Source organism: Sporosarcina sp. FSL W7-1349, from assembly GCF_038003045.1.
Lineage (GTDB): Bacteria > Bacillota > Bacilli > Bacillales_A > Planococcaceae > Sporosarcina.
The window spans coordinates 365440-386831 of the sequence record NZ_JBBOOK010000002.1; the positions used below are offsets into that span (position 1 = coordinate 365440).

The window sequence follows — 21392 nt, forward strand, 5'->3', positions numbered from 1 at the left end:
TTATTAATGAATAGTAGGACGGCTAGGGAGGCCGCCTTATCCTATCTTTCATGATAAATAATCAGTATCCTTCCATAGAAAAACGCCGGCGCAATGGGCCGGCGTTTCATTTCATTTATTGTGCGACTTCTTGTGATTCCATCGCTTCCGTAATGTCTACAGCGTTGTCCAGGACATCTTGTGGAACATCGATTTTATCGATTTCATTGATTTGGCTGATGATCGACTTCATCTGTTGGATAATGTGCATTTCTTGACCTTCTACGGCCATCGTCATGTCCATATCCATATTGAATGCGTTCGTTTGGAATGTCTCCTTATCAATGAAAATCTCGAAATTCAAACTTTTGACGTTCATGTTTTCCATCAATTCAGCTTCTTCCTCACCCATCTCCATACCCGCTGGCATGCTGTCCGCGATTGCTTTCTTCATCAAGCTGTTGAATTTTTCGCCCTCCGCGGAAAGAGTCAAGATGAACTCATCGTCAGTCTGCTCGAACTGGAAGTCGTCCGTGAACTCTTTGAACATTTCCATGTCTGGAGTCGGATCCGTTCCGCCTCCCATTTGTTCCATCATATCGTCCGACATTTCTTTCGGGAATTTCAGCCATTGCTCAGATTCAGGATCAAACATGAAGAATCCTGCGTCTGTCATGTAAATTTCTGTAGCCATGGCACCTTGCTCACCCATGTCCATGTTCATCTTTTGATACATGGCAAGCGGCTCCATGATCATGTCCATATCCATCTTGATCTTGCTATCCATCTTCAAGTCTTCGCTAGGAACCTCGATTTTCTGTTGGATGTCCATTTTGGCGTGCATGCTCTTCAAATCTTCAGAAGCTTCCATCGCCTTCTCATAGACTTCCATAGCCGTCAGCTCGCTTTGCTCATCGGCCTCCTCATTCGCTTCCTTGTCAGTTTCCTCATTTGTATTCGGTTCCGGATCTGCAGGAGTCTCCGTTTTCGGTGTCGCCGTCGAATTACATGCGCTTAAAGCTAGTGCCAACATGACGATGGCCAGCCCTTTCAACCAATTTTTCAAATCTACTCCACCCTTTCTAAACTATTTACAGCTCTCTCATTCATACGGTCCTGCCGACGAAGAGTTCCATCTTTTTTGCAGAATTTCATTTTTGAATCAAACGTCTTATTCATATCCCTTAAGCCATTCGACGTACTCTTACCTCCTATGGAAAGTCTGGTTTAACCTCGAAAAGGATTGGGTATACTTCTATTATCCCACCACCTTTCTCTTTAAGTGAAAACTGCACCCCATTCAGAATAGGGTGCAGCTTTTTTAATGGCTGATAATAAATTCCTCGAAACGCTCTCGTTCCATGATATCCATCTCCACGGTCAACAGTGTGCCGTCCTCTTCATATTCCGTATTTTTCACAGTCGCTTTGTCGTTCAAATAGGCGACGACATCTCCCCGTTCAAACGGAACGAGCAATTTACAGGTGACATATTGTTCAAAGATCTTTTTCTTGATCAAACTGATCAGCTCTTCAAGACCCGCTTCCTCTTTCGCTGAAATCCAAACGCTGTCGCCCCGGACTTCCGGATAGGGAATATTGGCTAGATCTGCTTTATTGTACACCTTCAACGTTTCCACATTTTCCACCCCAACATCGTGAAGTGTGTCATTGGTCACATTCATCATGAATTGGTACTCCGCATTCGACACATCCACGACATGTAAAAGCAGATCAGCGTCCCGCGCTTCCTCCAATGTTGAGCGGAATGCTTTCACGAGATGATGCGGCAATTTCGAAACGAATCCGACTGTATCCGTCAAGATGAATTGTTTATTATCAATAAGCTTCACTCTCCGGACGGATGTATCCAGTGTCGCAAAGAGCATGTCTTCCTCAAATACCTGTTTCGCATGCTCCGGATCCATTTTGGCGAGCAATTTGTTCATCAACGTGGATTTCCCCGCGTTCGTATAGCCGACGATGGAAACGACTGGCGTTCCGCTCTTTTTCCTCTGCTTGCGCTGGGTTTCGCGCTGGTCCTTCATTTGCTCCAAATCCCGGCGCAGTTTGGCGATCTGGTCTTCGATTTTCCGGCGGTCGAGCTCCAATTTCGTCTCCCCGGCCCCTTTATTCTGGAAACCGCCGCCCGTCCCGCCCCCTTGCCGGCTAAGGGATGCACGCAACCCGACCAGACGCGGCAACGTATATTGCAGCTGCGCCAGCTCGACCTGCATTCGAGACTCTTTCGTCCGGGCCCGTCTCGCGAAAATATCGAGGATGAGCATCGTCCGGTCGATCACTTTACATTCCAGCTCCTGCTCCATATTACGAATTTGGGATGGCGTCAGTTCATCATTGAAAATGACAAGGTTAGCATCGGTTTCCTCATATAAATGCCGAATCTCTCCAACTTTCCCCTTGCCGACGTATAAAGAAGGATGGCGTCTTTCTAAATTTTGCGTCACCATCCCGACAACTTCTACATCAATCGCTTCCGCCAAATTTTTCAATTCTTCCATTGTATAATCGAAATGCTCGTCAGTTTGCTCATGGACTCCGACAAGGATTGCGTATTCCACCAATATATCCATCCTACGACCCCTTCCGGAAAAGATGCTATTTCCTATCTTACCATATCCTTTCATTTTCAAAACGTGCTCTTATCCGTAGAAAGCGCTCTTTTCCATCTGTACGCATAATTTCATTTGAATGAAACCTCCTATTAGCGGAATTCCATTGCTTCAAATGATAGCATGTGTGAACCTCTCATCACTAAAGTGACGAGCTTCTTGGGTAGTAGATGCTTTTGTCAGCCATCTAAATTGACCAAGCTCAAAGGGGTGAACCCTCCCCGTGTGTTATTAATTCGCCAGCTTGAGCAGGTTTCGGCTGGCGTTGATGTCCCTGTCGTGTGTGGATTGGCAATTTGTACAGGTCCACTCTCTGATGTTCAGCGACAATTTCTCGCCTTTATGTTCACATACACTGCATGTTTGGGTAGAAGCAAACCATTGATCCGCCTGGATGAGCGTGCGGCCAAGCCAGGCGGATTTATACGCCAGCTGTCTGGTGAATTCATACCAGCCTACGTCGGAAATTGACTTGGACAGTTTGCGGTTCTGTAACAGATTCGATGATTTTAAAGTTTCGATAACAATTACTTGGTTTTCGTTAGTTATCTTGTAAGACAATTTATGAAGGAAGTCTTTTCGCTGATTGGCAATCTTCTCATGCTTCTTGGCCAATAATAAGCGGGCTTTCTCTCTGTTTTTGCTTCCGGCTTTCTTTCTGCTAAGCGCTTTTTGCACTTTGATCAGCTGTTTCTCAGACTTTCTGAGAAACTTCGGATTGCTGTATTTTTCACTCCTGCCGTCATCATTCGTTGTAATGGCGAAGTCTGACAAACCTAAATCGATTCCGATTTTGTTTGTAGCAGGAATCCAGTCAGCCTCTTCCATCTCCACTAAAACGGAAATAAAGTATTTTCCGGTAGGTGTCTGACTGACCGTGCACGACTTAATCAAACCGTCGAATGGTCGATGATATTTGATCTTCACGAAACCAATTTTGGGCAATTTGACTTGATTGCCTTCTATGCGGATATTGCCGCCTTGATTGTTTGTTTTGTACGACTTTTTACTTCTGTGCTTCGACTTGAATTTTGGAAAGCCAGCGCCTTCTTTAAAGAATTTCCTGTAAGCGGCTTTTAAATCCAACTGGGCATTCGCTAAAGCCAGGTTATCCACTTCGTTCAGGAAGTCGAATTCTCTTTTAAACGAAGTGTATGTTCTCGGTTTATGCAGTTTGAGCTGGTCCTTGTCATCCTTGTATCTTTCATACAGTCCCATTCGGTCAGCCAGCATTTGGTTGTAAATAAAGCGGACACAGCCGAAAGACTTCGCGAAGAACTCTTTTTGTTCCGCGTTTGGATACAATCTGTATTTATAGGCTTTCAGCATGTGATCCCTCCTTATCTGTGATTCATCTGCTGGTTTTGAATGTAATGCTTCATTTGTTTTTCGGTGTTGTCACAGGATCGTATGCCTGTATTTTACACACCATACAATATGATAGTGCAACATATAGACATATCCTCTTCCTTTATTGGCTTTATCTACATTTATCACCCTACATATGATACTAGACATGTGCAGCAGCAAAGTAAATCAAGGGCATTCGCTAACTCATGACTGAAGTCACGTGAGTGCGCTCATTGGTTTTCAAAGGGATGCGATAACAATGATGGCGGCAAGGCAAGAAGCAACCGAACAAAAGGCCGCCCGGAAGACCTCTCCCCCTTATGATCTTTCCTTTTCCAACAGCTCCAACGTCTCATTGAACTCTCTCTCGATCTCAGGATCTGGACGGTATGTCGCCAAGCTGACCAAGTAGGTGACGACTAGACAGATCAGGAACCCCGGGACAATCTCATAAAGAGTATCCGTTAACACCTTAATATTTCCCCAAACGCCGACTGTGATCGCGCCCGCCACCATCCCCCAAAGCGCTCCTTTTGCCGTAATTTTATGCCAGTATAGGGATAGGAGGATGATGGGCCCGAATGCCCCACCGAACCCGGCCCAAGCGAAGGACACTAGTTTCAAGATAGATTCTTTATTAGGCCAAGCCAAGATGAGCGCAACAACGGAAACGACAAGTACGGCCATCCTCCCTAGAAAGACGTAGTGCTGGTCCGATGCGTCCGACTTGTAAACCGCTTTGTACAAGTCTTCGATCAATGCAGACGAAGTGACGATCAACTGAGATGAAATTGTACTCATAACGGCGGCCAAAACGGCAGCTAGCATAATCCCAGCAATGAACGGGTGAAAAATGATCTGGCCGAGCGCGATGAACACCGTCTCGCTATCCACTAAAGTCGCATCCACATGTTGGCGGTAATAGGCGATCCCGACAAGCGCTGTCGCAATTGCTCCGACAAGACTGAACAGCATCCAGCTGATCCCAATTCGACGCGCGCTCTTGGTCTCTTTTACCGAACTGATTGCCATGAAACGAACGATGATATGGGGTTGTCCGAAATACCCGAGCCCCCACGCTATAGAAGATAAAATCCCCAAAAACGTAGCTCCGGACACTAGATTTAATAATTGCGGGTTCACCTCACGAATCGTGGCTGCAGTTTCCGAAAAGCCGCCTGTTATAAAAACTCCGACAATCGGAACAAGTATTAAAGCAAAAAACATAATAAACCCTTGAACCGCGTCGGTGTAACTGACTGCCAAAAATCCACCAAATAATGTGTACGCGATTACAACGGCTGATACGATCAATACGCCTGCATGATAGCTTAAACCGAAAGAGCTCAGAAAAAATTTCCCGCCTGCTACCATGCCGGAGGAAACATAGAATGTAAAGAAAATGAGAATAATAATTCCAGATGCGATGCGTAAAAAACGGGATTTATCCTTGAGCCGGTTTTCCAAATAACTTGGAATCGTGATCGAGTCATTAGAAACTTGAGTATAGACACGGAGTCGCGGTGCGACAAGCAACCAGTTCAAATACGCTCCAATCGTCAAACCGATTGCAATCCAAGCTTCGCCAAGACCCGCAGTATAAATGGCCCCCGGGAGCCCCATCAATAGCCAGCCCGACATATCGGCTGCCCCCGCACTAAGTGCCGTAACAGCAGGACCCAAAGAACGGCCTCCTAGCATGTAATCCGTCAAGTTGGACGTACGCCTGAACGCATACCAACCAATGAAGAGCATAGCGGCCATATATAAGACAATGGCAATCAGTTGATACATCTCATTCGTCAAATCGATCTCCTCCTGACTACTGCTTATAACAATCTATACCCATATCAATTATCACGGAATCCCAATTGCCCTCTAACATGTTGTATGATGGACATGAAACGACAAATTGATTCTAACACCGCGAAATTTCCCGGGAAATAAACCCTATTCGACAAGGAGGAGACGTTATGCGTCATGAAAAATGGTTACAAGAAACGATTGATATGGCATTGGAGAATGTGAGAAAAGGGGGCGGTCCGTTCGCAGCAATCGTTGTAAAAGACGGGAAAGTCATCGGCCGCGGCACCAATCGTGTACATATCGAAAACGATCCTTCCGCACATGCTGAATTGCTCGCCATTCGGGAAGCCTGTGCTTTTCTCGGCACTATCGATTTATCCGATTGCACCCTTTATGCTAGCGGCGAACCTTGCCCGATGTGCCTCGGCGCCGCTTACTGGTCCACCGTCGGAACGATATATTATGCGTGCAGCAAATCGGAGGCGTTAGACGAAGCCCAGTTCACGAATCCGCTCGCCGCTTATTTCCTGGACCAATCGAAAGCCCCAGAAGACCGCCGAGTTCCGTTTATCCAATTAAAAACGGCCAACGCCCTCTCTCCCTTTCATGAATGGAATCAATTTCACGGGAATTCGGACGTTTAATTTGGAAATGAGAAGGGAAATGAATTTGTAAGGAGGCGATATGAAATGCCTTGGAACGATCAGGACTATCCCGCTTCTTTTAAGAACTTGGAGCCGGAAGTCCGAGGAAAGGCGATTGAAATTGCGAATGCCTTGTTAAAAGAAAACTACGAGGAAAGCCGGGCGATTGCGATTGCCACGGCCAAAGCTAGGGAATATATCCACGGCGAAAATGGCGACCGTCCAGAATATGAAGTGAAACCACGGCAAAATGACTGGATTTTAATAAAAGCTGACGGGGCACGTGCCATTTTTAAAGAAACAACTAAACACGAGTTATTGGAAAAAGCAAAACCGTACGTCAATGATCAAAACGGCGTGTTATCTATTTATCATGAAGATGGCTCATTCGAAAATAAGCTATATGAATGAGAAAGAGCGTATTCCTTGAGGTTGGCAAGGAATACGCTTCTTTATTACTCTTTATTGACCGCCTATTTTTTGTTGGGCAGAGGGTGCAATATGAAGATCTGAACACTTACCGGCTTTCAAAATAAAGCTGTCTGCCTGTGCGGGGTACCGCTCCTGCAAATCTTTAGCCAACTCAATAACCTTATCCAGATCAATTGCTGTCGCAATTCCCATCTCCTCAAACCCATGGACTAAATCCTCCGTGGCGATGTTACCACTAGCGTCCGGCGCGTATGGACAGCCGCCAAAGCCTGCAATCGAACTGTCAAAATCGGTAACCCCTTCTTCGAATCCGGCGACTGCATTGGCAAAAGCCATTCCGCGTGTATTATGCAGATGAAGTGAAAAATGAAAGCTTGGATAATGCTCTCTCAGCTCGCGAAGAATCCGCTTTACTTGAAACGGGTTGGCCATCCCGGTCGTGTCTGCCAATGAAATGTCTGTAATACCCAATTGCTCATAACGTTTGCAAATTTCCAGATGCCGCTTGATCGGTACTTCGCCCTCATACGGACAGCCGAACGCGACGGATATGGAACCGCCAATTTTGACGTCCGTCCCTTTAGCTCGTTCCACCAATGGTTTAAATCCTTCCATCGCTTGGAATGTATGAGCATTTGCATTGTTCAAGCTATGAGAATCCGAAGCGGATAACATCAGCTTTACTTTATCCACTTTGGCGGCAATCGCGCGCTCCATCCCTCGCAAATTTGGTACAAGCGCCCGTAAAATCACATCTTTTGGCCGGTTAATTCGCTGCAACACTTCGTCGGCGTCCCTCATTTGTGGGATCGCTTTCGGATGGACAAACGATGTCACTTCGACTTGCTTGAAGCCGCAATCAAATATTCGGTTAATAATCTCTACTTTTTCATCAGTCGGTATCGTTTCCGGCATACTTTGGAAGCCATCTCGCGGACAAACTTCTGTAATGGTAATTGGACGATTGCTCAATTGTTTTCCTCCCTTCTTATAGAAACGAGTCAGACTATACTATTCTCTTTCAATGACTGAATCTCTTGATCAGTCAAACCTGCCAAATCTTTCAAAATGGCGTTCGTATCTGCGCCCAAGTCCGGACCCACATTGCGGATGGAGCCCGGCGTTTCGGAAAACTTAGGCACAATTCCCGGCATTTTTACTTTGCCGAGCCGCGGGTGTTCGATTTCTACAATATTTTCACGAGCTTTGTAATGTTCATCCTCAAAAATGTCTTCGATACTATTAATCGAACTGATCGGAACACCGTATTCATCTAGTAGCTTTTGCAGCTCATCTCGATCTTTCGATTTCACCCAATCGGCCACGATGCCATTAGTCAGATCAAAATGCTGCAACCGGACAGCGTTGGTGTAAAAACGGTCATCGGACAGCATATCTTCCCGGTCCATCGCTTGGGCCAGCCGCTCAAACGTCCGGTCGGAAGAGGTGACGAGAACAATCCAATGTCCATCTTTCGTCTGAAACGTGCCTGCCGGACTCGAATGCCCGCTCAGACCAGGAGAGCGCTCTTTAATGACACCATTCTGATCGTAATCAATAACAAGGAATTCCATCATTCGAAACACGGACTCATACAGCCCAATATCTGCGTATTGGCCTGTCCCCTCCGCTGCATCTCGGTAATAAAGTGCCGTCGATGTAGCAAACGCAACGTACACCCCTGTTATATAATCAAGCAATGAAAAAGAAGGGCTGATTGGCGGGCGGTCCGTATATCCCTGTAAATACGTATACCCGCTAAAAGCAGTCGCAGGCGTTCCAAATCCAGCTTTTGGAGAATACGGACCGGTTTGCCCATACCCGGTTACGCGGATCATAATTAAGTCTTCATTCACTTTTTTCAGATCTTCGTATCCCACATTCCATTTCTCTAAAGTGCCGGGTCGGAAATTCTCTATGACAACATCCGATTTGGCAACGAGTTTTTTTAAAATTTCCTGTCCCTCTTCGCCGTGCAAATCCAAAGTCAACGATCTCTTGTTTCTCGCCAATCCCGGCCAGCGAAGCGGTTCATCACCTTTAAAGGGGCCCATTCTGCGCAAGGAATCTCCCTTGCCGGGCATCTCTACTTTGATCACTTCTGCACCAAAGTCTCCAAGCAAGGTCGCTCCAAATGGAGCAGCAATCATTGTCGACAAATCCAAAATGCGGATGCCAGATAAAGGACCATGTTTTTCATGTTGTCTGTTCACATCTCATTCTCCTTTCATTGCAGTACGCCAGCATCTCCCAATTTCAAACCTCTTCCTTCCTCCAATCCAACCGGTCCAGTTCGAATAAATGATCTGTTTTAACATACCATTTTCCGCCCATCCGACCGACTGCTTCGAGCTGCTTCATATCAATTCTGTTTCCTTGAATGAGCCCATCCTGCACTTCGACAGCCTTCACCTCTCCGATGACCAGGCTATGGGGAGAAGATCCGATTTCAATAATCCGTTCGAGCACACATTCCATACGGATGGGCGACTCTTTTATAGAAGGAGGCGAAACAAATTTGGATGGAACGGCGCTTAAATTGGCTTTTTTCAATTCATCTTCATTAGGAAGATAATCTTTGGATGTTTCATTCATTTGATCCACATTGGCGACGGTCACCAGATTAATAACAAATTGGCCCGTTGCCTCAATATTGCGAACCGTATCTTTTTTCTTTGTTTGTCTCCGTTCCGCAGCGAATATGACGAGCGGAGGATCGATTGAAACTCCTGTAAAGAAACTGAACGGTGCCGCATTGGCAAGGCCATTTTCATCTGCTGTTGTAATCCAGGCAATCGGGCGCGGCACGATACAGCTTGTCATGACACGATATTTTTCTCTTTCACTAAGGGTTTCCATTTCATATATCATACGCTTTGCCGCCGGCAGAAAGGGGCGGATCTCCCTCATCCGGCGACTTTACACCCCCGTTCGGAATAAGGCATGGCTTTTATAAACAAACCAGGTCGATCAATTCTTTCATATTTTGCTTATTCTCCATGTTTACTATCCAATCTACTATTTCTTCCTGTCGGTCCTCGGCATAAGTTCCGTTGCTATTTTCTTTAAACTTATGAATAATATGCGATAAGCTATAAACCTCTTCAGGACCGCCCAATGCATTATCCAATCTTTTCTTGAAAACCTCGCCCGTATTCAAGAAAACAACCACTTCAGCCGGCATTATGGTCGGATAATCCACCTCGAGAGCGGCAGATGCCCTCACTTCGACTTTCTCCGCAAGATCCCGGATGACGCTGTTTTGCAAAACATCTTCGTTAAAAATAGAGTGGGCCGAAGAATCAGTGTATAGCCAGGAGGAAAGCGCGAATGGAATGCTGAACTTGGCGGACAAGGCATTATGATACTGGCTGCTATTCAGAGTAGCTGCCCGCTGGTACGTAAATACATCAATTTTACGGATGTCCTCCGGCCTAATGCCATGTTCTTGGACAATTGCCTGGAATGCTTCCAGAGGGGCGTGCGCATAGCGGCAAAACGCATGGGATTTGAAATAATTGCGGTCAATATCCCAGCCATCCATCACTCCGCTCATGCAATCGGGCTGAAAAGCCTGCCCAATTATTTGGCCGAAGACATATTCGATATTTTGATTTGGCGCGCGGTAACCGGCCTGCAGCAAGGCCGCTGTCTTAATTCCCGATTCTGCCGCCTGGCCGGCATATACATTGCGGAGCGGCGATCCTTCCAGAGCAGCCGTCCACCTAGTCGGCATAGCAAAAGAAGCGCTAATTTGCAGCCCTTCTTGCAATGATTCTTCTCCGACTTGATCCATCAGCAATATGCTTCCCGCGGCTCCTGAAACTCCCCATGTACCATGAGCATGTGCTTCAGGCTGCAGTGTTGTCGCTCTTCCGAAATAGGAGCATAATTCATAGGATTTTATTAAATTACTCAGAAATAACCGCCCGTCATATTGCTGTTTAGTTTGAACGTAAGTAAGCATGGCAGGCACGACATGCGCAGCCGGATGCCCTTTGCTCCATTGGTTGCCTTCATCAAGCTCCACCGCAACGGATGCAGTGCCGTTGACAAACGCAGCTGAAAAAAGATCCAGCCTGACATCTGTTCCAAGCACGGCATAGGGGCCGGGGCCGAATAATTTGTACGGAGCTAAAAGGTTTTGTATGCTAGCTTCCTTCATCCCTAAAATTAGGGAACCTAACGTATCAAGCAATACTTTTTTTGCAGATTCCATCGTCTGTTCGCCGATGTCATCGGGAGCTGCTTGCACAATCCGTCCAATTAATCGCTTCATAAACTACCCTCTTTTTTTCCTCCCGCCTGGAAGTAGCCCAGCCGTTCGGAGATTTCTTTTGAGCTCCTCATCAATAACTGAATCAAATGTTGTTCCCGTTCGGGAGAAAGTCTTTGGATCGGGCCTGCTAGTGTAATGCTTGCAGTGGATTCTCCATTGCTTTCGTAAATCGGGGCTGCAATAGCAAAGCTGCCCGGCACTCTTTCGCCGGTCGTAAATGCATAGCCATTCTGACGGATTTCAACTAAATCCTTTCTCAATTTGCTCAGCTCGGTCTCATGCTTTTCTTCCAGTAGCCGAACCGTTTGTTCTCTTTCCTCGTCATGTAAAAAAGCAATTAGAATCTTTCCTGAAGCCCCTAAATGCAACGGCTTCCGTTCACCTACCCTTACAAAGTTTCGGACTGCCAATGGGCTGTCAATTTTTTCAATGCACACCCGGCTCAATTGATCAATGATATTCAGCTCTACGGTTTCCGACGAATCTTCCGCCAGCTTTTTCATAATTGGTAAAGCGACCGTGCGAAAATCCAATTGGCTTTGGTAAATGCTGCCGAGCCGAAAAAATTGAAAACTTAAAGAATAGCGATGGTTATCTTCATTTTTTTCAATGAAGTTTCCTTTCTCCAGTGTGTTTAAGATGCGGAATACCGTACTTTTCGGAAGTCCTAATTCCTCCTGGATTTCACTAATCGACAAACTCGTCCGCTCCATCGTGTATAAAGCTAAAATCTCAAACATTTTCTCCATAGATTTGTTCATAATAAATTTGCACCTATCTTTCTGCTTCGAGAACAAAGAGCGACTATGTCGTGATACCCAAGTAGGATGCTTTCAGCTTTTCATCATTCAATAAGTCTTTTGCCATACCTTCCATGACAATTTCTCCGTTTTCTAGCACGTATCCCCGATCGGCGTGGGATAATGCCTGATTGACGTTTTGCTCCACCAGCAGGACCGTCACTCCGTTCTCTTTGATTTCAGAAATGATATCAAATACTTGCTGGGTCAGCAACGGAGACAGACCAATGGACGGCTCATCCAGAATGAGAAGTTTAGGCTCAGACATCAGCGCTCGGCCGATCGCCAGCATTTGCTGTTGGCCGCCACTCATCGTTCCGGCAATCTGTGTTTTTCTCTCTTTCAAAATGGGAAACAACTCGAAGCAATAGTCCATGTTTTTCTGGAGGTTCTTTCTTGTATGCTTTGTAAAAGCGCCCAACTCCAGATTCTCCAGTACCGTCATATCCGAAAAAAGCTTTCTGCCTTCGGGCACTTGAATCAATCCACTTTTCACAATTTGTTCGGTCGTCTTTTTGTGGATTGGCTGGCCGTCAAAATGAATCTCTCCCGATGTAAGGGGGAGGATTCCAGAAATGGCTCTCATCGTTGTTGTTTTTCCCGCTCCGTTCGTTCCTAATATCGTAACAAGTTCACCCCGTTTTACTTCAAAAGAGAGGTTCCGCAATATTTGTATATTTCCATAGCCGGCTACTAAGTTAGATACTTTAAGCATGTTTTAACTCCTCCCCTAGATAGGCCTCCACCACTCTTGGGTCCTTCGTTACTTCTTCCGGCCTTCCCTCCGCTATTTTTTGGCCGAGATGCATAACAACCACACGATCCGATAATGCCATGACAGCGGACATCAAGTGCTCGATGAATAAAATGGTAATTCCTTTGTTTCGAATGTCTTTGATCAGCTCGATAAACTCGTTTACTTCCGACGGGTTCAATCCCGACATGACCTCATCTAAAAACAGCAGCTTCGGTTTTGTAGCCAGAGCACGCGCTACTTCAACTTTCTTTTGTTCGGCGAAAGTTAAGTCCTTCATCCGTACGTGAGCCTTATCGGCCATGCCCAAGTATTCGAGCTGTTCCATGGCAATTTCTTTCGCCTCTTGATACTTGCTAACCGTATTAAACGCGCCCACGATAACATTTTCCAGCAATGTAAGATTTCCAAAAGGCTGCACAATTTGGAAGGTCCGTGCAATTCCTTTTTTACAAATGTACTCTGGTTTTAATGAACGAATATTTTCCCCTTCAAATTCAATCACTCCTTCTTCGGACTGGTGAAATCCGCAGATAGAGTGGAACAAAGTAGTTTTTCCGGCGCCGTTCGGTCCGATCAGTCCAAGTATTTCTCCTCGATTTAATGTCAGATCCACTTGATTGACAGCGACCAAACCGGAAAATCGTTTCGTCACCTTTTCTAATTGCAATAGAACCATGTCAATCACCTCTTCTCATTTGCTTCGCCCTTAATCGGTCCTGAATCCATCCAACAATGCCGCCCGGTAAAAATAAGATGACAACTACCAGGATAATTCCATAAGCCATTAGGTGGACACCTGCAAATCCGCCAAAAATTTTGGCTGTCATTTCGCCAAGCGGAACGATGACCAAAGAGCCAACAAAAGGACCGAGTATTGTTCCCATACCTCCAATAATGGCAGGAAGCAAAATGGCGACTGAAACATCATTACCGAATGTCGTTGGCGGTTCGATATAAAGAATATACTGTGCATAAAATGTTCCGCCGATTGCTGTTAACGCCGCGCTCAATGAAATAGCGACCAGCTTGTTTTTAAATGTATTGACGCCAAGTGATTGAGCCGCTTCTTCATTCTCCCGGATGGCGACCAAGTTATAGCCAAGTCTGGATCGGCTGATAAAGTAAACTAGCAGCGTGGCAAGGGCCGTCAAAATTAAAATAGTGTAATAATATCCCACTCTCGTACTGAATTGGTACATAAGCGGCTCCGGATTAATCGTAATCAATACGCCTAAAGTTTTATTAAAGTAATCGGAATTCTGAACAATAATCCGAAGAATTTCTGCAAAAGCCAGTGTTCCGAGCGCAAAATAAGCGCCTCGAAGCTTATAACGGAATGAAAGAAAGCCGATAAACAGTCCTATTAACGCAGCAATTACCGCACCTATCAGCATGCCAATCCAAGGAGATACGGAGTATTTCGTTAATAGGATGGACGAAGTGTATGCACCGGTTCCAAAGAAAGCAGCATGACCAAAAGAAAATTGGCCCGAGTAGCCGCTCAAAATATTCCAAGCTTGACTGACCAATGAATAATAAAGGATAAGTATAGAAATATGCATAAAATACTGATCCTTTACAAACAGTGGTACACAGGCCAAGGCTATTAAAGCGATTAGGGAAAATAGAAATGATTTTTTCATCGCGCTTTCCCTCCAAACAAACCATTAGGCTTAAACAAAAGCACTAGAATAAAGATTAAATACGTCATCAACTCTTTTAAACTTCCCGGTAGAACGGCTCCGCCCAAGGCTTCCGCAACTCCGATCATCAAACCGCCGACTAAGGCGCCGATAAAATTGCCGAGCCCGCCCAGCACGACAACGACGAATGCCTTTAATATAAAAGCTGCTCCTACGTCAGGAGAGGTGTAGAAAAAAGGAGTGATCAAGCTTCCCGCAACTGCAGCAAGCGCGGCGCCAAGACCGAACGCAATATAATTGATCTTGCTCGTGTTGATGCCAACTAGGGCAGCGCCCTGCCGTTCAATGGAAGTGGCCCGGATCGCCTTGCCCAAAAACGTGCTCCGCAAAAACCAGAACAGTAAAATAGCAAGGACGACTGCAAAGATAAATGCAATTAATTTCGCCGTATGTACATTTAATGAAAGAACCGAAAGCGTTGCCGGCATTCCCTCAATCTTAATACTGCGGAAGTCGGGGCTGAATAGGACAAGGGCGAAATTCTCCAAAAATAACATAATGCCCAGGGTTACAAGCAGTTGGTTATGTTCAGGAGCATCCATCATTCTGGACAGTATCCCTTTTTGAATAAGTACCCCCACCCCAAACAAAACAAGTGCACTGAGGGGGATAGATAAGTATGGATTCAAACCTATTAAAGCAAAGAGCCAATAAGTGACGTACATACCAAGCATCATGAGCGCACCTTGTGCAAAGTTAATAATCTTCATAACTCCAAAGATCAGAGTTAAGCCCATTGCTACCAGGCCATAAATTCCCCCCATTAATAAACCATCGATCAGCGATTGAAGGAATAAACCAAATGACATTATTATGCCTCCTTTTTAAAAGGCATGGGAGCAGCAGAGAAATCTTTTGCTCCCATACAGTTAATTTGCAGGGTAAACCGGATCTTCTTCCTTAAACGCTTCCGGATAAACAACTTTTGTCTCACCATCAAAGATTTGATTCAGAACTGCGCTGGCATTCATGTTTTGTCCTTTTTCGTCAAATTTGATTGAGTCCTGCGGTAGGATATGATCATGATAATCTGTTTCAGTCAGTGCTTTCTGAACAGCATCCCGATCATTTTTACCAGCTCGTTCAATTGCATCAATGAGCACCTTAGCTGCCATATACGAATAAGCAGCATTCGGTCCTAGATTTTTATTGTATTTTTCTTTAAATTTCGCTTTAACCTCAGCCGTTAGCTCGCTTTTTGGATTAATTGAATAGTTGACGTCCATAATGAGATTATTAATGTCTGCTGAATCTGTAATGAAGCTTGCATTACTGAATGCACCGTTAGCTACACCGATAATCGCTTTTGACTTAACGCCGGCATTGTGCAATCCTTCAACCAGCATTACTCCATCCCTTAAATACGTTGTAGTAGCTACAATATCAGGATTAAGCGATTTAACACGGTTAATGGTAGATGATAAATCTGCAGCAGAAGCAGCGTGCGGCAATGTAGCCAGTACTTCCAGTCCATATTCATTGGCATGTTCCTCAATTGCTTTAGCTACGCTTGATCCGAATACACTGTCTTCGTGGATGAGTACTGCCGTTTTCAATGGAGTATCTGCCGACTTATTCAACTCTTCATAATAATTCAGGAAATCTTTCGAGAAAGATGTGGCTGGTGGCTGCAGACGAAAAGTATATTTAAAACCCCGTTCAGTCAGTTCATCCGCAGAACCAATATCAATTACGAACGGAATGCCAGAACGCTCAGCTTCTTGTGTTGCCGGCAACGCAACGCCGCTTGCATAGGTTCCGATAATTCCAAGAACTCCTGCTCGCTCCAAGTTATTCACTTCGGAAACGCCTTTTTCCGGCGCACCTTCGTGATCTGCTTCAACTAATTCTACTTTCGCTCCCCCCAAAGATTGTATTCCCCCAGCTTCGTTTGTTTCCTCTACTGCCAGCCGGATTGCATCGCGCATTTCCTGCCCTTCCATTGCAAGTCCCCCACTTAATGGATGGAGAGAACCAATTTTCACAACATTATCCTTCCCGCCTCCGGATGAGCTGCCACTTGATTCTGCATTGCCCGAAGAATCACTACACGCGGTCGCAATTAGAAGCAGAACTGCCATAAATAGAAACAACATTTTTTTCTTCATTACTAAATCCTCCTTTTATATAGTTCATTTGATTGCATTGCAGAACTATTTGTTGTTTAAATGGATCTCCTAATAAATTTTCCACGGCCGTTTTCCTTCGTCGGCACTCCATTTTCTACGATGATTTCTCCGCGGCTGACTGTGTATTGCGGCCAACCGATCAATTCCATTCCTTCAAAGACGCTATAGTCGCTCTGTGAATAGAGCCGATCCATTGTTGCCTTCTTGCTGTTGTTCAGATCAACAATGGCGAAGTCTGCATCGGCTCCGACTTGGATGCGTCCTTTTGTATCCAGCTGATACGACTCGGCCAGCTGCAAGGAGGTAATGTCGGCAATTCGTTCGAGCGGAAGCTGTCGATTTTTATATCCCTCGGTCAGCATAACTGGAAACAGTGCGGCCACGCTTGGAAATCCGAACTGCGTGCTCCAGACGTCTTTATCCTTGCCTAATTTCTGCACTGTAGAATTTGGTACATGGTCCGTGCCGATTGCATTGATTGTGCCGTTCCGGATGGCTTCCCACAAACGGTCGGCATCTTTCGTTGTATGAATCGGCGGGCCGACTTTTGCTTTGAGACCGATTTCATGATCTTCATGTAGACACAGATAATGCGGACAGGTCTCGACCTTCACTCCTTTTTCCAACAGCCAAGGAGTTTTCTCCAGCACTTCAACACTTTCTGCAGAACCTAAGTGAACAATGAAAATATTTCCTTCCACGATATGGTTCAAGTATAAGGTGCTCAGCAAAGACTCTGCCTCAGCATATCCCGGGCTTGTTTTTGCCCATGTGCGCAAGCCGTCATTTTCGCCGGATTGTTTATAATGAGCTGTCAGCTTCCGGTTAATGTCCATATTTTCACAATGGACGGAGAGCAGCAATTTTGGGGAAATGGACTTGAATTTCTCCAGAATGCGCATTAAGTCGTATCCGGACAAGTCAATGCCATCCGTGATGTTAAACTTGTCATTCAGCTGGCGCTCGTAATTCCGGAAGAACTTAAACGAAGTCAGTCCATGTCTCGTAACCAATTCCTCTAGCTCATCCAAGTGCTGTTCCTTTAAAATTCCCAAGCTATAAGTAAAATCAATGTAGCTATAACGTTCTCCAATTTCTTGAACCTTTGGAAAGAAATCTAAATAACTGACAGGCTGGCGGTCATAGTTCACAACCGTTGTAACGCCGCCGACGGCATGCTGCTTCGTATCGAGAAAGTCCTCTTCCACGGAGTTATAAATTCCTAAATGCTGGTGCGCATCAATTACGCCTGGAAATACATGAAGACCCGCGGCATCAAGTATTTGATCTGCTTGGACCTGCTGCTCACTATCGAACAGGCCGACAATTTTACCGTCATTTATACCGATATTCATTTCGACTACGCCTTCCCGTGGGATAACAACGCTGCCATTTTTGATGAGTAGTTGAACGTTCACGCCTGATTCGCCTCCTTGCAAATTTCCTCCAAATACTTTTCCACTTCTTCCGTTTTGATTACATCGCAATATTTCATCCACAGATCGAGCAGTCCGGCTTTATGGGACAGCTGAATCCGGTCATAAACGGCATCTTCGATGACAGCGACATTGAAATTGCGGGTTACCGCGTCGACTGCAGTCGCCCGTACACAACCACTAGTTGAACCGCCAACGATGATTAATGTGTCGATTCCCATTTTGATCAAATAGCTAATGAGCGGAGTGCCGAAAAAAGCGCTTGCATAGCTTTTGTCCACGACTAAATCATCTTCGTCAGGCGTCAACTCGGAAATGATGTCAGCTGCTGGGTTTCCATCAATGTATTTCGTATTATCCCGCGACGCTTTAGCCGCAAACGAATCAAAATTACTCGTTTTCTTTTGAACATTTCTCGTATACAGCACAGGAATTCTATTTTCTTTTGCCAGTTTTCGCAAGCTGACAATTTTGCGGATCGCTTCCCAAGCCAAAGATCCGCCCCCGCTTGGCCACTCTTCTAATTGATCTTCAATTGGCTTATCTGCTCCAACGTAGTTATGCTGGGTATCAATAATAACTAGCAACGGTTTGTTCCCCAGGCCGCGGCTTTTGCCGTATCCTCCTTTCTCAATAACTAGCTTGTCGACTGGTGTTAGTACATCTTCCCAAACATGTTTCATTACTTAGCAACCCCTTGTTCGTCTGTAATTGTTTTCGCAGCATGTTCTCCCGCAATTTTTCCAAATCCTAATGCTGCTAATAGACCGTTGCCGGACATATAGCCATAAGCATGCCTACCTGACACGCCGACAGCCGCCCCGCCTCCGGCATACAAGTTCTCGATAATCCTGCCTTGTTCATCCAACACCTGTGCATTTTCATTTATTTTCAAACCGCCTTGCGTATGGAATAAAGCAGGAACTACTTTTACTCCGTAATACGGCGTCTCGAGCTTTTTCTCAAAACTGTTTCTTTTAAATTCGTCTTGTTGCCCGTTTTCATTACGCTGGAAACAACCAAACGTCTCAGCCAAGGACGCCGGGTCGATTCGGAGACGCTCTCCAAGTTCCTCCATCGTGTCAGCCTTTTTAAAAGCAGTCGTTTCGCTTAAATTTTTAAAGTCTTCTATTGATAGCAAACTGTCATAGATTGCTTGATCAAATATAAGGAATCCACACTTCTCCGGCTGCTTTAGAACTTCTACCGCAAATTCGGAATAACCCATAGTCTCATTTTCAAATCTGTTACCGCTTACATTTACCATAAAGCCGCCCATCATAATGGTGCCCCATGTTACTAATAGGCCTGACCCTTCGTTGACAGCTGAGTGGCCTTGATATGCGGTCATATTTTCTGCAGCCGCTCCGGCCTGTAGTCCCATTTTAATGCCGTCGCCTGTATTTGCTTCATAGCCGAAATAGATTGCCTCTGAGATTTCAGGAATATATCGCTGAACCATCTGTTTGTCTCCGCCAAATCCGTTCGTCGCAAGAATGACTTTTTTCGCTTTAATCCGCTGGGTATTTCCATCAGACTCTGTAACAACGCCAATTACTTTCTGATTATCTCCCAAGATCAATTCTGTCACTTGAGATTTCATCATCAGGAAAATATTATCGCGGTCTGCTACGTTCTTTCTCAACTTTTTCATCAATTCTAGGCCGGATCTGGACGGCGGCGCATGCATGCGATAGTTGCGCTGGCCCGGATATTTAAATTCCTCGACTAAGCTCATTTCAATAGACAGGCTGTCATGGATCCATTCAACTAAAGGAGCCGACGCTTTGCATACAGCAAGTGTCAGGTCCGGATCGCTCTCATAGTGATTCTTTTTTAAAATGTCCTCGGCCATCTCTTCAGGCGTCTCTACAATCCCAAGTTCTCTTTGGAATCGGGTGCCCGCCGCCGGGATCATTCCGGCACTTGCAGCCGTATTGCCTAAAAGGAATTCGGTCTTTTCAAAGATGGCAACTTCCAAACCTTTTTCAGCTGCTGCCAGCGCTGCAACAAGCCCGCACCCACCTCCTCCGGCTACAATTACATCCACCTCTGCATCCCACATATTGCATGTCTCCTTTTTAAGGTTTCATTTCATAAAGAAACGCTAGGTTCTCTTGTTCTTCTATTCTCAAAATATTGTCTAAGAATTGCGCTGTCTTTTCTTCTCCATAAATAGGAGACAATGCCCTTTTAGATTTTTCAACTACTTTTTCATGCAGCTGCGGCTCGTCTACATCGCCTTTTGCTCTCTCGGCCACCGTTTCAAGCCGTCTCCCATCCTTCAGTAAAATCGCTGCGGAAGTAACCCGCTTAGAAGGAAGCATTGCGGTAAACTGCTGATTTTCTGTCACTTTAACTTTTCCCATCAGGCGCTGCATTTGGCTCTTACCATCTTTTGAATCTGTATTAACCTGCTTTGACCTCAACAACTCTGTAGCTACCGCAAACGGGATGGAAAACTTTCCGGCGAAATCATTCGCAACGGATGTACCATTCAGCTTCGCTGCCAACGAATATGTATCGATCGTTATTTCGCTAACTTCATCTAATTCCACATCTCCCGCAATCGATAAAACGGCATCAATCGGAGAATGACAGAAGCGGCAATAGGAATAGAACTTAAAATAACTTTTCAGCAAGTAATAATCGGTTCCGAGTCCGCTTGCGAGCAATTCAGTATCCGCCTGATTTCCTAGTAGTTTTCCGAATATCGTTTCGAATGTTACAGGCGATGCGCTGAATCCTGAGTTGATGAGATCTGGGATGAAGACAGTGTGCAAATTATTGAAACCGATAATACTGTTTCTAACTTTATGTCCCTCCATCACAGAATCCCAGAGCGTCGGTAAACTGTAGCTGCTGCTAAGCAGAGATGCTTGAACGTAATACTCCTCGTTCTCCCAACCGAGCAGCCGCCCTACACCAAAACCATTTCCGAATACTCCCCAGTTGCCATGCGGATGAATTTCTTGCTTTGCCTGGACACTCGCTCCTGCTCTGGCGCTAATTTCATAATTTACGATAAACGCCGATAAAAAATCTTCCCCTGACACATTATGCTTCAGTCCGAGTGAAATAAACGCCGGGAGAAAGTGGCAGGCCGGGTGTCCTTTGGCCAACGGATTTCCCTCATCCATTTCATCCGACACCATAGCGATTCCGTTAATAAGTGCTGCTGTCGGGTAGTCTGATTCATCCTCTGTTCCCAGAATCAGGCCAAATCGGTTTTTGTTAGGCACGGATTGTGATAACCGCAGTCTCATACGAAAAGCTTCCCCCGGTTTCATATTGCCTTCCATAATTGCGGCAAATGAATCTAACATGAGCAGTTTCGCTTGATTAATTACACTCTTATCACTATCTGAAAAACGGTAGTTCTTTGCAAATCTTGATAAACTTTCTGTATACCCCATTATCACAACCTCCGTGTTCCGCAATACGG

20 protein-coding genes are annotated in these 21392 nt (G+C 45.4%); 2 read left to right on the forward strand and 18 right to left on the reverse strand.

Annotated features, from left to right (window positions below; translation table 11 throughout):
- Window positions 1-115 precede the first annotated feature (115 nt).
- From MKY41_RS15700 to putP, 4 genes are all read right to left on the reverse strand, one after another.
- Window positions 116-1045: a DUF6612 family protein gene (locus tag MKY41_RS15700; protein ID WP_340745985.1), complete on the reverse strand. Its 930-nt coding sequence runs from the start codon at window positions 1043-1045 to the stop codon at window positions 116-118.
- Window positions 1046-1300: 255 nt separating this feature from the next.
- Window positions 1301-2572 carry a GTPase HflX gene (gene hflX, locus MKY41_RS15705; RefSeq protein WP_340745986.1) on the reverse strand — a complete coding sequence of 424 codons (1272 nt, stop codon included), beginning with the start codon at window positions 2570-2572 and terminating at the stop codon, window positions 1301-1303.
- 270 nt (window positions 2573-2842) lie between these two features.
- Window positions 2843-3940 (reverse strand): IS200/IS605 family element RNA-guided endonuclease TnpB, encoded by a 1098-nt coding sequence (gene tnpB, locus MKY41_RS15710; RefSeq protein WP_340745987.1) that lies wholly within the window; start codon window positions 3938-3940, stop codon window positions 2843-2845.
- Between the two features lie 339 nt (window positions 3941-4279).
- Window positions 4280-5767: a sodium/proline symporter PutP gene (gene putP / locus MKY41_RS15715; protein WP_340745988.1), complete on the reverse strand. Its 1488-nt coding sequence runs from the start codon at window positions 5765-5767 to the stop codon at window positions 4280-4282.
- Between the two features lie 167 nt (window positions 5768-5934).
- On the opposite strand from putP, the gene MKY41_RS15720 reads away from it, so the two are divergent.
- Together MKY41_RS15720 and MKY41_RS15725 are read left to right on the forward strand one after the other, a co-directional pair.
- Window positions 5935-6411 (forward strand): nucleoside deaminase, encoded by a 477-nt coding sequence (locus MKY41_RS15720; RefSeq protein ID WP_340745989.1) that lies wholly within the window; start codon window positions 5935-5937, stop codon window positions 6409-6411.
- 45 nt (window positions 6412-6456) lie between these two features.
- Window positions 6457-6822 (forward strand): hypothetical protein, encoded by a 366-nt coding sequence (locus MKY41_RS15725; protein ID WP_340745990.1) that lies wholly within the window; start codon window positions 6457-6459, stop codon window positions 6820-6822.
- A 51-nt stretch (window positions 6823-6873) separates the two neighbouring features.
- Here MKY41_RS15725 and MKY41_RS15730 read toward each other — a convergent pair whose 3' ends face one another.
- The 14 genes from MKY41_RS15730 to MKY41_RS15795 form a co-directional block, all read right to left on the reverse strand.
- Window positions 6874-7815, reverse strand: a complete 942-nt coding sequence (locus MKY41_RS15730) for a hydroxymethylglutaryl-CoA lyase (RefSeq protein ID WP_340745991.1) — start codon at window positions 7813-7815, stop codon at window positions 6874-6876.
- Window positions 7816-7844: 29 nt separating this feature from the next.
- On the reverse strand, window positions 7845-8993 hold the full coding sequence (locus MKY41_RS15735; protein WP_445683354.1) for a CaiB/BaiF CoA transferase family protein: 1149 nt from the start codon (window positions 8991-8993) through the stop codon (window positions 7845-7847).
- Between the two features lie 106 nt (window positions 8994-9099).
- Window positions 9100-9714 (reverse strand): flavin reductase family protein, encoded by a 615-nt coding sequence (locus MKY41_RS15740; RefSeq protein WP_340745993.1) that lies wholly within the window; start codon window positions 9712-9714, stop codon window positions 9100-9102.
- A 79-nt stretch (window positions 9715-9793) separates the two neighbouring features.
- A complete protein-coding gene (locus MKY41_RS15745; RefSeq protein ID WP_340745994.1) occupies window positions 9794-11122 on the reverse strand; it encodes an MmgE/PrpD family protein in 1329 nt (442 codons plus the stop codon).
- Window positions 11119-11883: an IclR family transcriptional regulator gene (locus tag MKY41_RS15750; RefSeq protein ID WP_340745995.1), complete on the reverse strand. Its 765-nt coding sequence runs from the start codon at window positions 11881-11883 to the stop codon at window positions 11119-11121. Before MKY41_RS15750 ends, MKY41_RS15745 begins: the two co-directional genes overlap by 4 nt.
- 43 nt (window positions 11884-11926) lie before the next feature.
- Window positions 11927-12637: an ABC transporter ATP-binding protein gene (locus MKY41_RS15755; RefSeq protein ID WP_340745996.1), complete on the reverse strand. Its 711-nt coding sequence runs from the start codon at window positions 12635-12637 to the stop codon at window positions 11927-11929.
- Complete coding sequence (locus MKY41_RS15760) at window positions 12630-13355, reverse strand: ABC transporter ATP-binding protein (protein ID WP_340745997.1); 726 nt, start codon at window positions 13353-13355, stop codon at window positions 12630-12632. Before MKY41_RS15760 ends, MKY41_RS15755 begins: the two co-directional genes overlap by 8 nt.
- Window position 13356: 1 nt before the next feature.
- Window positions 13357-14322 carry a branched-chain amino acid ABC transporter permease gene (locus tag MKY41_RS15765; RefSeq protein ID WP_340745998.1) on the reverse strand — a complete coding sequence of 322 codons (966 nt, stop codon included), beginning with the start codon at window positions 14320-14322 and terminating at the stop codon, window positions 13357-13359.
- Window positions 14319-15191, reverse strand: coding sequence for a branched-chain amino acid ABC transporter permease (locus MKY41_RS15770; protein ID WP_340745999.1), 873 nt, complete (start codon window positions 15189-15191; stop codon window positions 14319-14321). The genes MKY41_RS15765 and MKY41_RS15770 overlap by 4 nt, the downstream gene beginning before the upstream one ends.
- A 60-nt stretch (window positions 15192-15251) precedes the next feature.
- Window positions 15252-16490 (reverse strand): ABC transporter substrate-binding protein, encoded by a 1239-nt coding sequence (locus MKY41_RS15775; protein WP_340746000.1) that lies wholly within the window; start codon window positions 16488-16490, stop codon window positions 15252-15254.
- A 56-nt stretch (window positions 16491-16546) separates the two neighbouring features.
- A complete protein-coding gene (locus MKY41_RS15780; protein WP_340746001.1) occupies window positions 16547-17929 on the reverse strand; it encodes a dihydroorotase in 1383 nt (460 codons plus the stop codon).
- Entirely contained in the window at window positions 17926-18630 is a 705-nt protein-coding gene (locus MKY41_RS15785) for an isochorismatase family protein (protein WP_340746002.1), read from the reverse strand. The genes MKY41_RS15780 and MKY41_RS15785 overlap by 4 nt, the downstream gene beginning before the upstream one ends.
- Window positions 18630-20012, reverse strand: a complete 1383-nt coding sequence (locus MKY41_RS15790) for an FAD-dependent oxidoreductase (RefSeq protein ID WP_340746003.1) — start codon at window positions 20010-20012, stop codon at window positions 18630-18632. The genes MKY41_RS15785 and MKY41_RS15790 overlap by 1 nt, the downstream gene beginning before the upstream one ends.
- 16 nt (window positions 20013-20028) lie before the next feature.
- Window positions 20029-21363 (reverse strand): MmgE/PrpD family protein, encoded by a 1335-nt coding sequence (locus tag MKY41_RS15795; protein ID WP_340746004.1) that lies wholly within the window; start codon window positions 21361-21363, stop codon window positions 20029-20031.
- Window positions 21364-21392 lie beyond the last annotated feature (29 nt).

Excerpts from the sequence above, each read along its gene's own strand:
- hflX (WP_340745986.1), bottom strand. The coding sequence starts at position 2,572 with ATGGATATATTGGTGGAATACGCAATCCTTGTCGGAGTCCATGAGCAA.
- tnpB (WP_340745987.1), bottom strand. The coding sequence starts at position 3,940 with ATGCTGAAAGCCTATAAATACAGATTGTATCCAAACGCGGAACAAAAA.
- MKY41_RS15720 (WP_340745989.1), top strand. The coding sequence starts at position 5,935 with ATGCGTCATGAAAAATGGTTACAAGAAACGATTGATATGGCATTGGAG.
- MKY41_RS15725 (WP_340745990.1), top strand. The coding sequence starts at position 6,457 with ATGCCTTGGAACGATCAGGACTATCCCGCTTCTTTTAAGAACTTGGAG.
- MKY41_RS15735 (WP_445683354.1), bottom strand. The coding sequence starts at position 8,993 with ATGATTGCTGCTCCATTTGGAGCGACCTTGCTTGGAGACTTTGGTGCA.
- MKY41_RS15740 (WP_340745993.1), bottom strand. The coding sequence starts at position 9,714 with ATGATATATGAAATGGAAACCCTTAGTGAAAGAGAAAAATATCGTGTC.
- MKY41_RS15745 (WP_340745994.1), bottom strand. The coding sequence starts at position 11,122 with ATGAAGCGATTAATTGGACGGATTGTGCAAGCAGCTCCCGATGACATC.
- MKY41_RS15750 (WP_340745995.1), bottom strand. The coding sequence starts at position 11,883 with ATGAACAAATCTATGGAGAAAATGTTTGAGATTTTAGCTTTATACACG.
- MKY41_RS15755 (WP_340745996.1), bottom strand. The coding sequence starts at position 12,637 with ATGCTTAAAGTATCTAACTTAGTAGCCGGCTATGGAAATATACAAATA.
- MKY41_RS15760 (WP_340745997.1), bottom strand. The coding sequence starts at position 13,355 with ATGGTTCTATTGCAATTAGAAAAGGTGACGAAACGATTTTCCGGTTTG.
- MKY41_RS15765 (WP_340745998.1), bottom strand. The coding sequence starts at position 14,322 with ATGAAAAAATCATTTCTATTTTCCCTAATCGCTTTAATAGCCTTGGCC.
- MKY41_RS15770 (WP_340745999.1), bottom strand. The coding sequence starts at position 15,191 with ATGTCATTTGGTTTATTCCTTCAATCGCTGATCGATGGTTTATTAATG.
- MKY41_RS15775 (WP_340746000.1), bottom strand. The coding sequence starts at position 16,490 with ATGAAGAAAAAAATGTTGTTTCTATTTATGGCAGTTCTGCTTCTAATT.
- MKY41_RS15785 (WP_340746002.1), bottom strand. The coding sequence starts at position 18,630 with ATGAAACATGTTTGGGAAGATGTACTAACACCAGTCGACAAGCTAGTT.
- MKY41_RS15790 (WP_340746003.1), bottom strand. The coding sequence starts at position 20,012 with ATGTGGGATGCAGAGGTGGATGTAATTGTAGCCGGAGGAGGTGGGTGC.
- MKY41_RS15795 (WP_340746004.1), bottom strand. The coding sequence starts at position 21,363 with ATGGGGTATACAGAAAGTTTATCAAGATTTGCAAAGAACTACCGTTTT.